Source organism: Galbibacter sp. PAP.153, assembly GCF_037029175.1.
GTDB classification, from domain to species: Bacteria; Bacteroidota; Bacteroidia; order Flavobacteriales; family Flavobacteriaceae; genus Galbibacter; species Galbibacter pacificus.
Genome location: NZ_JAZEUN010000030.1, coordinates 17,003 through 30,977 on the forward strand (window position 1 = coordinate 17,003; position 13,975 = coordinate 30,977).

The following is a 13,975-nucleotide window of genomic DNA, read 5'->3' on the forward strand; positions in this document are numbered from 1 at the left end:
GTGGTACCAATGGAAGGGATTATTCACTATGCAAAAGCGCTGTTAAAGGACAAATTTAAGGCCCCGTACCTGAAAATGCATCCTGTACTGCCCCGGTTTGGGTCATGGACGGAAACAGGGAAAGCTTCGGTCAGGGCTGCTTTATAAAAGGGCGCTCCGGCGGCCTTGTCCATGGGAGCTTGCTAAATATCAGTAAAAAACAATAAAATTTAATAAAGTACTGACTTTTAGGTTTTTAGTTGTTAAACTTGTTTGATTTTAGAGACAAACCATATGGAACAGCACGCCATTAAAACACCTGTTATGACAGCCAAAATTAAAGAAAGCCTGAACCTTGACCTGGGGATAAACGCGAACCTTATCCATTATCAGTGGTCCCCCGAAACCCTTCAAAAGCAGACCATCTTACTAAACATGGGCCGAGAGACCGAAAACGGGATCCTTGCGGTACATACCGGTAAATTCACGGGAAGGTCCCCTGAGGACAGGTATATCGTAGTTGATGCCCTAACCCGGAAAACCGTAGATTGGGGGGCAGTCAATCTGCCCTTTGATCAAAAATCCTTTGATATGCTATACCGGGAAGTGACCGCCTATTTGCAAGATACTGTTTATGTGAGGGATGCGCAGGTATGTGCAGGGGAAAACTATAAAATGAACATCCGTGTAATTACGGAATATCCTTGGTCCAATTTATTTGCCTATAATATGTTCTTAAGACCGGAAGCGCAGGAACTCGACACCTTCAAACCGGAATGGACCGTCATAAATGCGCCTGGGTACAAGGCCACTCCCGGGGAGCATAAAACCAAGAATACAAACTTTACCATTATTAATTTTTCAAAAAGGATCATCTTAATCGGGGGGACCGGATATACCGGGGAAATTAAGAAGGGCGTCTTTTCGGCCCTCAATTTTTTGCTGCCGGTGAAAGAAGGCGTTTTCCCGATGCATTGTGCAGCAAATGTCGGAAAAAATGGTGAAACAGCACTTTTTTTCGGGCTCTCCGGTACGGGAAAGACCACGCTCTCGGCCGATGTGAACCGCAAGCTGATCGGCGATGATGAACACGGCTGGTCCAAAGAAGGGGTCTTTAACTTTGAAGGGGGGTGCTATGCAAAAGTCATCGGCCTCTCCCCTGAAAAAGAACCGGAAATTTTTGATGCCATCAAAAAAGGGGCGCTGCTGGAGAATGTCTCGCTCATGCCCAACGGAAGCGTTGATTACACGGATGCTTCCATCACCCAAAATACAAGGGTCAGTTACCCGATCCATTTTCTGCGCAACATTCAGCAGCCTTCCACTGGAACAGCCCCAAAACATATTTTTCTTTTGACCGCAGATGCTTTTGGGGTCTTACCCCCCATTGCCAAATTAAACCAGGATCAGGCAGCTTATTATTTCATTTCCGGTTACACGGCCAAAGTTGCGGGAACCGAAAAGGGCATCACCGAACCGGTTCCTTCATTTTCAGCTTGTTTCGGAGCCCCTTTCCTACCATTAAGCCCCGTGAAATATACGGCTATGCTATTGGAAAAGTTAAAGCAGGATAAGGTATCGGTATGGCTGGTAAACACAGGGTGGATCGGAGGCTCATATGGAGTAGGGGAACGCATCCCGTTAAAGTATACAAGAGCAATGATAAATGCCGTTCTCAAGGGGGAACTTAAAATGTCGGACCAGGGACGCTATACCGTACACCCTACTTTTAAGCTAGCAATGCCCAAAAAGTGCGGTGCCGTCCCCGAGGGTATCTTAAACCCTGTCAGAAACTGGAAGGATAAGGGTGCTTATCACAAAACTGAAAAAAAACTCGCCGATGCCTTTCAACGAAACTTTGAGAAATATAAAGGGCTGGTCAGCGAATCGATATATAAATCAGGGCCTTTCATCTAATTTACCTGCAATAGTTGTTGATGTATTGATCTTCAAGAACATAATTTTTGGTATATCCCACCAGAAACCGACCGGTACTGAACTGACAATCAAAACTTAAAATATCCCCTTCCTCAATGAGGTTAAAATCTTCTTTGGGAGCGGTAGCGGGATTGCACATAACAGGTTTGGAAAAATCCTCCAAACGGTTCCTGGCAATGGCATTGATCTCCGTTTTTAATTCATTGAGCAGTTCTTTGGACTCCAATTGTGATATTACTGCATTCTCCGGTAAAAATTCAATGTCGCGCCCTATGGTTTTTCCCGTACGTTGTATGCTCGTACTGTCAAGGTGAAACGCTGTTTTAAAAAACGTATGTACATACGCCAGCTTTACAAAGTTCGGATCTTCCTCCAATACGGCCTCGTTATATGCCGGTCGGACGGCTGTCTTGGAACCCTTTACCAAAAAAGAATCGATGGGGAACTCTCGTATATCATACCATATTTCATGCTTTTGATATTCGTACCCTTCAAAGAGTTCACCGCTTGTAGCGGTCTTATCGCTGCAGGTAGCATACATGGTGGCTTGTTTGGCCACATAATGGAAGCCGTTTCTTTCCCGAAAGAAGGGGATTTTATACTCCTTATCTAGCTCCCATCTGCCCTGGTACTTATAGCAGGGAAAATAACAGTCTTCCGGGAGCTCTTTCAACGTGATATAGGGGCGTATGTAATTATTTTCAAAACTCCATTTTAACATCTCATAGCGGGATGTCGAAGGCATGGTCCGTTGCTGCCCCTCTTGCATACTTCTCAGTAAAAAAAGGGCCATAAGGGCAATGATACCGGTAGCCACGCCTATAAAGGCCCATTTTTTCCACAGGGCCATCCCGGGATGTGACCGACTGTTTTGAATCTTATCAATTTTTTGCTGTAAGGAATTTACCTTTAAAAGCCGTTCTACATTGGCCAGTGCCCGTTGCAATTCCCCCTCCGAGGCCGTGTTGTTTATCAATCTTGAAAATTGAGAATCGCTGTAAAATAGGTCTCTTGCAATCTTAGAATTACTGGTAGACTGGAACCTGTTATTTTCCGGACTGAAGGGCCCGTAATAAATCTCCAGTTTCGAAATAAAGGTTTTATGAAGTTCGGTTTGGTTATTCATTCTACAATAAAAATTGATAAAAATTGATAAAAATTAGTAAAGTGATAATTTTTTTAATTAAAAATTATATAATTGTCAAAATTTACATTAAAAAATTGATTATTTGTCTTTTTTGATTTTGTAAATGTATAAAAACAACTTTAAAAAACTAACTGAAATGAAAGCCGACTTAAAGAAAGTAATTCTAGGAATTGTATTTTTCAGTGCCCAATTGACCTTTGCCCAAAGCACTGTTAAAGGAAAAATCACGGATGCTTCCCAAGTACCTATTCCCGGGGTCACCATTATGGAAGCGGGAACGGATAACGGAACGGTTTCCGATTTTGATGGGACCTATTCCCTGGCAACGGACTCCGACAATGCCGTTTTAATCTTTAGTTATATCGGTTTTAAGACACAAGAAATCCCCGTCCGGGGTCAGGATACCATGGATGTAACCCTTGAAGAGAACCGGGAAATACTTGATGAAGTAGTCGTAGTAGGGTATGGTAAGATGAAAAAAAGTGATTTGACGGGAGCGGTCTCCTCTGTTGATGCGGAACAATTAGAGCGCTTTCCCAAAACAAATGCTGCCGAAGCACTTCAGGGACAGGTGTCGGGATTGAACATCCGCGTTAATGCCAGTGATGCCGAAGGCTCCGGAACAAGTATCCAGATCAGGGGTCAAAACTCCATTTCAGCATCCAATTCACCCCTGATCATTTTGGATGGTATTCCCTATTACGGAAATCTTTCCGAGATCAACCCGGTGGACATTCAGTCCATGGACGTACTCAAAGATGCCTCCTCCACGGCCATTTACGGTTCCCGAGGGGCGAACGGTGTTATCCTGATTACCACCAAAAAGGGGAAAACAGGAAAGCCGATGATTACCTATGACACCTATTACCGTTTGGATGCCGTGGGCTATTATCCAGCGATGATGGACGGTCGGCGCTTCGGTGATGCCAAGGTAACCTACGGAGAGCCCCTGACCAATATCGAGCAGAAAAATTACGATGCCGGACATACTACCGATTGGATGGATATCGCTACGAGAACGGGAGCATCCGTACAACATAACCTATCGGTCCGGGGGGCTTCCGAAAAAATCAACTATTATATATCTGCAGGAATCAACGACAACACGGGAATTGTGGTTGGGGACGATTTTAAAAGAGTCAGCCTAAGGACCAATATCGAAACTGAGATTGCCGATTGGATTACCTTTGGAACCACTACCCAGCTTGGTTTTTACGACCGGGACGGTATATCGGCTGATGTCGATAAAGCCTTTAATTCTAACCCTTTGGGAGATGCTTATAATGAGGATGGGTCCTACACGCTAGATTCCTGGGAAGATGCCTTTTGGGCAGCAAACCCCATGGCAGATACCGCTGCCGATAACAACAATGATACCTGGAGGATCATTACCAATAATTATTTCGATATCAAAATTCCCTTTGTAGCGGGACTTTCCTATAAACTGAACGTTGGTTACAATTACAGCCACCGGCAATACGAACGTTATTACGGGATGGATACCAGGACCGGCAACAAGGTCAACGGGGAACTCTATAACTCGTACCAGTATGACAAAGATTGGGTCGTTGAGAACATTATCAGCTACAACCGGACCTTTGGCAAGCACTCCCTGTTTTTGACCGGCCTTTACAGTACCCAAGAAAATTCATATCAGTTCAATACGCTTACCGGACGTGGGTTTCCCAATGATCTTTTGGGATATTACCAACCATCCAATGCGAGTTCCTTATCGGGAGATGCCAACTATACCCAAAGGAATTATGTGTCTCAAATGTTTAGAAGCAATTATACCTTTGATGACCGTTACCTGCTGACTTTTACCGTCCGACGGGACGGCTATTCCGGCTTTGGAAAGGATAATAAGTTTGGGGTGTTTCCTTCCTTTGCCTTTGGATGGAACCTGGCCAATGAAGGTTTTATTAAAAATTCGGAAAAACTCGGTTTTATATCCCAGCTTAAACTAAGGCTCTCATACGGGGAGAACGGAAATGAAGCGATTGCCCCTTACAGTTCGTTGGCCCCACTCTACCCAAAGGCCAACCTGGATGAAAATCATCAAACGGCTGTCGGGTACTACCCGGAAAAACTAGGAAATCCAGAGCTGAGTTGGGAAACCACGCGTTCCTTTAATATTGGAACGGATTTTTCGCTCTGGAAAAACAGGGTGTCGGGAAACGTGGACGTGTATTTCTCCAAGACCACCGATTTATTGTTAAACAGGACCATTCCCGCACTCAACGGCACCGACCAAATTACCGAAAATGTGGGGGAAACCAAAAACCAGGGGGTCGATATAACCCTCAACACCATTAATATTGCCAAAACGGATTTTACGTGGAGAACCAATGTTGTCTTTTCCAGGTACAAAACGGAAATTGTAAATGTCGGGTTGACCGATGACAACGGAAATTACATTGATGATGTTGCCAGCAGGTGGTTTATAGGACAGCCCATAAATGTCAATTACGATTATCTCATTGACGGGGTATGGCAGGTAGCGGATTTTAATGACCCCGCTATTCCCGATAGTATGAAAGAAGGATACCGTCCGGGAGACATGAAATACAAGGATGTGGACGGGGACGGAGATGTGGACGCCAGCGATCAAACCATTATCGGAAGTGCCGTTCCTACTTTCTCGGCAGGGCTCACCAACATTATATCCTATAAAAACTTCAGCTTCAGTTTCTTTTTAAACGGCATCTTCGGTATTGACAGAAGGAATCCGGTCCTGAACAACTTCATCCCTCAACTGGAAAATGTTTATGATATTGTCGATTATTGGCGGGAGGACAACACCAATACCATTTACCCGAAGAATACCCCCGGATCCAATAAGTACGACACGGATTATTTTGATAGTGCAACTTTTGTACGGTTGCAGGATATTACCCTTAGCTATAATTTTGAAAAGGACTTAATGGACAAAATGGGATTGAACAGCCTGCAGGTATATATCGATTTAAAGAATGTACATACCTGGACGGATTGGATAGGCGTCGACCCGGAGCATGTCTCCAATCAGGGAAACCCAATGCCCAAAAGCTATTTAATAGGCCTAAAGGTAAGCCTGTAGTTCAAAAAGGGATATACGTATACTAACTGTAAAGAAATAAAAAATGAAAACATCAAAATATTTAATGATATTCTTTCTCCTGAGCTTGTGCAGTGCGTGCGATGAGGATGAATTTTTAACCGAAGAACCAAGAGATGATATTTATGCGGATCAGCTGTATTCGGATTACAACGGGTTTCAAATGGCATTAAACGCCTCTTATGCCATGGTCCGGGAAGAATTTGCCACCACTGCCAACACCTCCCTCGGCGCACAGGTATATATGCTTTCGGGAACCGATATTGCATGGAGTCCCAATACGAGCGGTTCCGATTCGGATTGGTTAAACTGGAGCACGGACCTGGCTCCTGATAACGATGCGATAGAAGACATCTTTATGTGGCTCTACAGGGAGATCAATTCGGTGAACAAAATTATTGCCAGGGCATCAAATCCCGAGGTTGACTGGCAGGGAAACAACGCTTCGGAAAACGAGGCTAAAAAGAACGAGGTCATAGCGCATGCACGCCTGTTAAGGGCTTGGGCATACAGGCACCTGACCTATCTCTATGGGGATGTGCCCTTGAGCTTGGACGAAATTGACGGGGCCAATTACAAAACGGATTGGGTAAGGGCCCCGGTAGCGGAGGTAAGGGCCCAAATGATCGAAGACCTGAGCTTTGCCGGGGAATACCTGCCCTGGAAGTACCCGAACCCGGGCAGGGCCAATAAAGCGGTGGCCCTGCACTATTTGGCGGAAACCTATTGCGCGGCCCAAGACTATGAAAAAGCAGTTGCCGCAGCGGAAAATGTAATAAAAAATTCCGGCTATGCCCTGGTAAGAAATCGATTTGGAAGAAATGCTTCCAATCCCGGCAACCTATTTATCGATATGTTCCGAGAGCCTTTTTATGCCAATGGCAATACAGAAACCTTATGGGGGTTTTTAAATATTGAACAGGATGTAAACCCCGAAGGCAATTTCAACAACCGTATAAGAGATCAATATTACTCCTATTACAGCAATGCTACCCCAGTAAAGGATTACATGAAAGACAACAACGTCCCTACCGATGACCAGTTAATGGTATATGAATACAATGGAGGGAAAGGCGCCCAACGGGCCGCCATTACAGAATGGGCGTATGGTTTGTACGAAGAGCAGGATATGCGGACAGATGCATATACCATGGCAAAATACATTGTCTTTCCCAATATGGAAAACCCTTCCCAAATAGACACCCTGTTGTACACACATACCACTACTTTTGATGATGAGTTCTATCAAACCGAAAAGGAGGAAGGTACCGGGGGAGCCAGTGCGGAGTGGCCTTATACCCGAAAATGGGATTATGTAAATCCATCGGACCCCAAGGGGGTAAATTCCTATAATGATTTTATTTATATCCGATTGGCTGAAACCTATTTGATATATGCCGAAGCGCAATTGGGAAATGGACAACCCGAAGCCGCCAAGGAGACCTTAAATGTTTTACGCAGGCGCTCCAACGCCTCTGAATATACGGGCACGGTCGATATTGATTTTATACTGGATGAAAGAGCTCGGGAGCTATTCGGAGAGGTGGCCAGACGGCATGCACTGGTCAGAACGGGCAAATTCCTGGAAAGGGCCAGGAAACACAATAGATTTATGTATTTTCACTTAAAGGATTACCATAAGCTATGGCCGATCCCCCAATCGGTTATCGATTCGAACACCGGCTCGGTAATGGCGCAGAACACCGGCTATTAAAAAACAATCGTAAACAATAACACATAAAAAATGAAACATCTAAAAATATTCCTTCTACTGTTCATAACGGCTCCCCTATGGCTCACTGCTCAAAAAGCCATGCCGAAAAAGGTCCTCATGGTAGGAAACAGTTTTACGTACTTTTGGAACATGCCGCAAATGGTAAATGCCATGGCCGCGGAAGACGGCTACCCCATGGAAGTTCACCAATCTACCATAGGAGGGGCAACCTGGGAAGAACATTACAATGAAAAAAGAGGCTCGCAGACACGCCTTTTGTTAAAAAGCAAACCATGGGATTACGTCATCTTACAGGACCATAGTTTGAGTACCATCGAAGCCCCCGGGCGATTTGACGAATATGGAAAAAAGTTGGCCGGGGCCGTGGTCAAAGCAGGGGCCAAACCCTATTTAATGATGACATGGGCTTATTTATCGAACCCGTTAATGCAGGACGTTATTTCAAATAAATACAATGCATTGGCCCATGAATTAAATACGGAGGCCATTCCGGTGGGGGACATTTTTATGAAAGCCCGAAAATTACGTCCGGACCTCAATTTTTATTTTGATGACAAACACCCCTCGTCCATCGGTTCCTATCTAATAGGCTTAATCATGTATAAAGCTTTGACGGGCAATTCGGTAAAAGACGTTCCGGACCGATTGTTGTCAAAAGACCAGCGCGGAGAACAGGTCATTTTATCTTTTATTCACCATGAAACAGGAGTGTTTTTACGGCAACTTGTCGAGGAAACCGAGTTTACAACCAAGCTTATTCAAGAATGATCTCCCAAAGACGTATCGTTTTTTTGATTTTAGGCCCGCTGATATTCTTTTCGCTTCAGTGTATGCGTACCCCTGAAGGGATGTCGGAAAGTGCCTTTGATATGCTGGCCATCACTTTATGGATGGCCGTTTGGTGGATAACGGAAGTCATCCCGATCGGAGTGACGGCCCTACTGCCCATTATCTTATTTCCGATAACCGGAGCGGTGGATATTTCAACAACGACCGCTTCCTTCGGACACAAATATATTTTTCTGTATATGGGAGGGTTTATGTTGGCAATTGCCATTGAAAAGTGGAATTTACATAAACGCATTGCGCTCCACATTATAAAACTCATAGGGGTAAATGTCACGCGAATCATATTGGGTTTTATGGTAGCCACTGCTTTTTTATCCATGTGGATTTCAAATACGGCTACTTCAGTGATGATGCTGCCCATTGGAATGTCCATCGTATCCCAGTTGAAAGACAATCCCCTGACCGAAGAAAATGAGAATCTAATTTTCGGCAAGGCCTTGATGCTTTCAATTGCCTACAGTGCTTCCATAGGCGGCGTGGCTACATTAATCGGAACCCCGCCAAATCTTGTATTTGCTGGCTTTATAGAGGAGACTTATCATATTGAAATTTCGTTTATGACATGGATGAAAATAGGCTTCCCGATCTCCGTGGTGCTTTTAATAATCGGATGGTATTACCTCACACATCATGCCTTTACCTTCAAACAGAAAAAATTTCCCGGTGGTAAAGAAGAGATTCAACGATTGCTCCATGAGCTGGGACCGATGAAACCGGAAGAGAAGACCGTCCTGGGCCTTTTTATTCTTACTGCTTTTTGTTGGATCACCCGGTCTTTTCTGTTACAGCATATCATCTCAAACATCGATGATACAATAATAGCAATCACCGCCGGCCTCCTGCTGTTTATATTACCTACCACCAGGAAAGGGCATCCCATCATTACATGGAAAGAAGCCGTTAAAATGCCCTGGGGGATTATTTTACTCTTTGGCGGTGGCATGGCATTGGCTTCCGGTTTTGAAATTACCGGCTTGGCGACATGGTTCGGAAGCCAGGTAAAGCTTTTAAACGGTTTACCCTTGTTGGCGCTCATTCTTGTAATAATCACAGCTGTTAATTTTATTACGGAGGTAACTTCCAATTTAGCAACTACCGCCATGCTATTACCCATACTGGCACCTGTAGCCCTGTCTCTGGAGATTAATCCTTACGTTTTAATGGTTGCCACTACCCTCGCTGCTTCTTGTGCATTTATGCTCCCGGTAGCGACTCCTCCAAATGCCGTTGTGTTCGGTTCGGGATATTTAAAAATCCCCGATATGATAAAAACGGGCCTATGGATGAACGTAATTTCTATTTTAATCTTAACCCTGACGGTTTATTTTCTTTTGCCACTGATCTGGGGGTTCGACCCCAAAGACGTCCAGCATTTTATGAGGTTAATAGCTCCATAATCATACAATCCGGTTAGCTTCCTTTAAGAGACTGTTCTATAAGGGCGGTCTCTTAAAGGGGTACCCTTTGAAGGTAGTTTTGCAAGATTCGTTGAATATCCCTATTGTCATCATAAGCCTTTATGTAAGGCAATCGGGCGTCTATAGGGGTGCCTTTAGGGCAAAATCCAAACCCTTTGTAGGCTCCATTTTCAATGTAAACCAGTCCGGTTTCATTATCATTTCTCCCTTGGAGCTCAACCAGTTTGGTCAGTTTTTCTAAATTGGCATTCTTTAAAAAGTCCTCAACCCGGCTGTTGTAGGAATTTACCGGCTCAACGGACATACAGGCACCGTAACATTCCTTTACCTGGTATTGAAAGCAATAGTTTTTGGTTTTATACAACCCATTTATTTTTTGGCAGAGCTTGTGTTTCCCTGTAATTCGAAAGAGGGTGTTTTTTGCTTCTGTCAATGAAGAAAATACAGTAATGGCATTGGTTTCCGGCTTTATTTTGTCAATCATAAGCGCCTTATAGCCAGAACGTTCATGGAGAAAAAGACCATATTGATTTATTTTACGGCGTTGCGAACGGTTATAGATCGGATGGTATTCTTTGATGAGATGGGATTCGTAAAGTAAAGAAATAAGTTCACTGCCCATACCTTCATAGCAAATTCTTTTGGTAAAGAACTGTAGCTTTTGTGATTTTCTGTCTTTGCCGGAGAAATGCTGCTGTACCCGTTTCTGTATATTGATACTCTTACCGATATAGATAAGTTGACCGCTCCGGTCATAAAAGAAATAAACGCCGGGCAGTGTCGGTAATTCCGATATTTGTGATACTTGTTTGATAAAAATATAGCCTTTTTAAATCAATCTAAATGATGATGCAATAATAAGCGTCCCATAAAGCCAAATGGCTTAAATATGTAAAAATAATATTAACTTTAAACATTTCTGTGGTGGAAAGCGTAGATTCAATCCATAAACTGATGATGGAACACTAAAAATAAGACTGTTTTGTTAATTTTACGGACAGACGACGCCCAGGTTAATAGCATATTACAAACTTTCAATCAATAATGGATACATCAGATCGTAAAGAGTTCGTAGCCAAGAAGAGGAACTGTCTGCAAATTTTTAGGAAAAAACCCTTCTTTATTTGGTTGATTTTATGTGTTTCATGTTATGCCCACAAAAGTGTCGTGCCGAGTCAAGTACCTATAGAACAATTTCGGTTAAGCGTTGAAGAAATTAAATCCGGAAAAGTTATAGATAATGAAGGCGATGCCCGAAGCTTTGAGGAATATCTGTCAATCGCCAAGAAAAATGAAGATTGGGAAGCTGCGATTGTTATACAAAATGCTCTGGCTAATTATGATATCTATTACAGAATGAATCATAAAGCTGTCTATGATTCATTAAAAAATTTCAAGCAACATCTTCCAAAGATCCATAATATTCAACAAGTTGCCAAGTATTACATCGCCTATGCAGAGGCAGCAACATACCTCCAGAAATACCATGCCTCGTTGGAAATCCTTGAACAGGCCATGTCCCATTTGGAGCCAAAAAGAGATTCGGTCATCAGTGCGTATGCTTATATATATTTAAAGGCCGGTGAAAATAGCTCTAAAATAAATAGCTTGATAGCGAGTGTTACCTATTTTAAAAAAGCTTCTGAGATTTTTCTACAACAAAAGGACACCATTTCTTTTCTATGGTCTCAAAATGGCTTAAGCAGATTGTTGGGGAATAATGGATTGTTTAATGAAGCTGATGAGGCACGAACCCCTATTTTTTTATGGAGCGATAAAATTGATGAAGTAGAGGTGGTTGTAATGGCACATATAACGGCCGCTATTGAAGCAACCACGCAACATCAATCCGATAAAGAACTTTACCATGTCAGGCAAGCACTTTTACTGAAGGATCAAATGACTTCGAATGCAAAAAATATTATAGCAATCCTAACGAGTGCTTGTGCCACCTATGTATTTGCCCGTCAAAACTTATTGGATGAATCTGACCACCATTTAAAAAAGATGATCGCTTTGATGGAAGGGGAACAGGGAAGTACTTTTTTAAAAACCTATTATTCGCTTGCCCGGGCCCAAAATGCTTTTGCGCATAAAGATTATAAAAATTCAAATGGCTATCTGTTGGCCGTGCTTGAAAATGTGAAACAATCCAAGGAACCTGAAAACATTTTGGCTTTTGAATATTTATTGGCACAAAACTATCAAGAAACAGGGGACTTGGGAAGTTCGTTGATGCATTATAAAAATTATATAAAATTAAAGGACTCCATAGAAAAAAGCACCTCCAGAAAGCGTTTTGCATATGTTCAAAGCCAATTTGAAATGCAAAAAAAGGATTTAGAAATTTCGGAACAAAAACAATACATCTCGCTGTTAGGAGCTAAAAACAAACTCAAATCACAATGGATACTTATAGGCGGTATTTGCTTGGTGAGCATATTTTCAGTGATTTATTTATTGCGGTCGCGAGCATTTCAAAAGCACAATCAAAGACTTCAAAAGGCGTTTTACGAAAACATGCTCCTGTCAATCGAAAAAGAGCGTGAGCGTATCGCTGGTGATTTGCATGACAGTATAGGACAGAACCTGCTGATCATTAAAAATAAGTTCTTAAGTAAAGATGAAAATGAAGATGTATCTATTGTAGACAATACCATAAAGGGCATTAGGGATATCTCCCAAGACCTTCACCCGTATAAGTTTGAAAAAATCGGGTTAATACAATCACTGAAAGACACCATTAAAGTATTACAGGAGAACACCGTAATCTTTTTCTCCGAACAAATTGATCAAAAAGAAAACATAGGACGTAACTTATGTAAAGAAAAGCACTTACATGTTTTTAGGATTCTTCAAGAAGCACTTAATAACGTCATAAAGCACTCTGAAGCAAAAGCTTGTTCCCTGGTAGTGAATGCCGAGGTTGACGCTATTAATTTTATTGTAAAAGACAACGGGAAGGGGTTTGTGTCCCCTAAAAAGACGGATGTAAATAATTCGTTAGGAATGAGAACCATGCGAGGGAGGGCCATGGCCATTGGGGCATCTTTTAAGATAACCAGTATTGTCAATGAAGGTACGATAGTGCATTTAAAAATTCCAAAAAAATGAGTAACGGTTTATCCTTTATTTTAGCAGATGACCATCCACTTATATTAGAAGGGAATGCTGCTTTTTTGAGTAAAAACGGATTTTTAATAAAAGGAGTTGCCACCAATGGGAATGATGCATTTAATCAAATCCTGAAGGAGCAGCCGGATTTTGCGATCCTGGACATGGATATGCCTGTTCTAAATGGTATTGAAGTTGCCCGCGCGTTAAAGGGGAAACAGTTCCACATAAAAATAATAATACTATCCCTGCACAAGAATGAAGATATTTTAAGGAACATTGGTCTTTGCATCGATGGCTACATCCTTAAAGAAGATGCATTATCTGAATTGTTGACATGTATCGATGTGCTTTTATCACATAAGAATTATGTTAGTTCTACGATCAAAAATGCCAGCTTGTATGACCCTAAAAACGAGGAAATAAAGAATCTAACAGTGTCAGAAGTAAAAATACTCAGACTGATTGCAAAAAACATGACTTCACAAGAAATCGCAGACAGTTTATTCCTTTCCAAACGAACGGTGGAAAAACACCGCAGCAATGTAGTTAAAAAATTACATTTGGATAGCAGTCCTCACGCTTTAGTCTTATGGGTACAAAAAAACATTGACAGCTTGTTATAATTTTAAAATGAATAATACGTAGTGGTACTTATTTCTTGCTCATGGATCTTGTCGTAGTTTTGTGATTGTTAT

10 protein-coding genes are annotated in these 13,975 nt (G+C 42.4%); 8 read left to right on the forward strand and 2 right to left on the reverse strand.

The window, feature by feature from the left end:
- Nucleotides 1-9: 9 nt before the first annotated feature.
- Together UXI14_RS16235 and pckA are read left to right on the forward strand one after the other, a co-directional pair.
- Complete coding sequence (locus UXI14_RS16235; RefSeq protein WP_335967034.1) at nucleotides 10-147, forward strand: hypothetical protein; 138 nt, start codon at nucleotides 10-12, stop codon at nucleotides 145-147.
- Nucleotides 148-303: 156 nt separating this feature from the next.
- A complete protein-coding gene (gene pckA, locus UXI14_RS16240; protein WP_335967036.1) occupies nucleotides 304-1,896 on the forward strand; it encodes a phosphoenolpyruvate carboxykinase (ATP) in 1,593 nt (530 codons plus the stop codon).
- 1 nt (nucleotide 1,897) lies between these two features.
- On the opposite strand, the gene UXI14_RS16245 is transcribed toward pckA, so the two are convergent.
- On the reverse strand, nucleotides 1,898-3,043 hold the full coding sequence (locus UXI14_RS16245) for a hypothetical protein (RefSeq protein WP_335967038.1): 1,146 nt from the start codon (nucleotides 3,041-3,043) through the stop codon (nucleotides 1,898-1,900).
- Nucleotides 3,044-3,200: 157 nt separating this feature from the next.
- On the opposite strand from UXI14_RS16245, the gene UXI14_RS16250 reads away from it, so the two are divergent.
- From UXI14_RS16250 to UXI14_RS16265, 4 genes are read left to right on the forward strand one after another with little or no spacing between them, the layout of a single operon-like run.
- The gene (locus UXI14_RS16250; protein WP_335967040.1) at nucleotides 3,201-6,143 is read left to right on the forward strand and encodes a TonB-dependent receptor; all 2,943 of its coding nucleotides are present in this window, start codon (nucleotides 3,201-3,203) and stop codon (nucleotides 6,141-6,143) included.
- Between the two features lie 43 nt (nucleotides 6,144-6,186).
- Nucleotides 6,187-7,875, forward strand: a complete 1,689-nt coding sequence (locus tag UXI14_RS16255; RefSeq protein ID WP_335967041.1) for a RagB/SusD family nutrient uptake outer membrane protein — start codon at nucleotides 6,187-6,189, stop codon at nucleotides 7,873-7,875.
- Between the two features lie 30 nt (nucleotides 7,876-7,905).
- On the forward strand, nucleotides 7,906-8,664 hold the full coding sequence (locus UXI14_RS16260) for a DUF4886 domain-containing protein (RefSeq protein WP_335967043.1): 759 nt from the start codon (nucleotides 7,906-7,908) through the stop codon (nucleotides 8,662-8,664).
- Nucleotides 8,661-10,142, forward strand: coding sequence for a DASS family sodium-coupled anion symporter (locus UXI14_RS16265; protein WP_277900107.1), 1,482 nt, complete (start codon nucleotides 8,661-8,663; stop codon nucleotides 10,140-10,142). Before UXI14_RS16260 ends, UXI14_RS16265 begins: the two co-directional genes overlap by 4 nt.
- Nucleotides 10,143-10,194: 52 nt before the next feature.
- Here the strand turns inward: UXI14_RS16265 and UXI14_RS16270 are convergent, their stop codons facing one another.
- On the reverse strand, nucleotides 10,195-10,983 hold the full coding sequence (locus UXI14_RS16270) for a GIY-YIG nuclease family protein (RefSeq protein WP_335967058.1): 789 nt from the start codon (nucleotides 10,981-10,983) through the stop codon (nucleotides 10,195-10,197).
- 347 nt (nucleotides 10,984-11,330) lie between these two features.
- Between UXI14_RS16270 and UXI14_RS16275 the strand changes: the two genes are divergently transcribed.
- Together UXI14_RS16275 and UXI14_RS16280 are read left to right on the forward strand one after the other, a co-directional pair.
- Nucleotides 11,331-13,277 (forward strand): ATP-binding protein, encoded by a 1,947-nt coding sequence (locus UXI14_RS16275; protein ID WP_335967044.1) that lies wholly within the window; start codon nucleotides 11,331-11,333, stop codon nucleotides 13,275-13,277.
- Nucleotides 13,274-13,903, forward strand: a complete 630-nt coding sequence (locus UXI14_RS16280) for a response regulator transcription factor (protein WP_335967046.1) — start codon at nucleotides 13,274-13,276, stop codon at nucleotides 13,901-13,903. Before UXI14_RS16275 ends, UXI14_RS16280 begins: the two co-directional genes overlap by 4 nt.
- Nucleotides 13,904-13,975 lie beyond the last annotated feature (72 nt).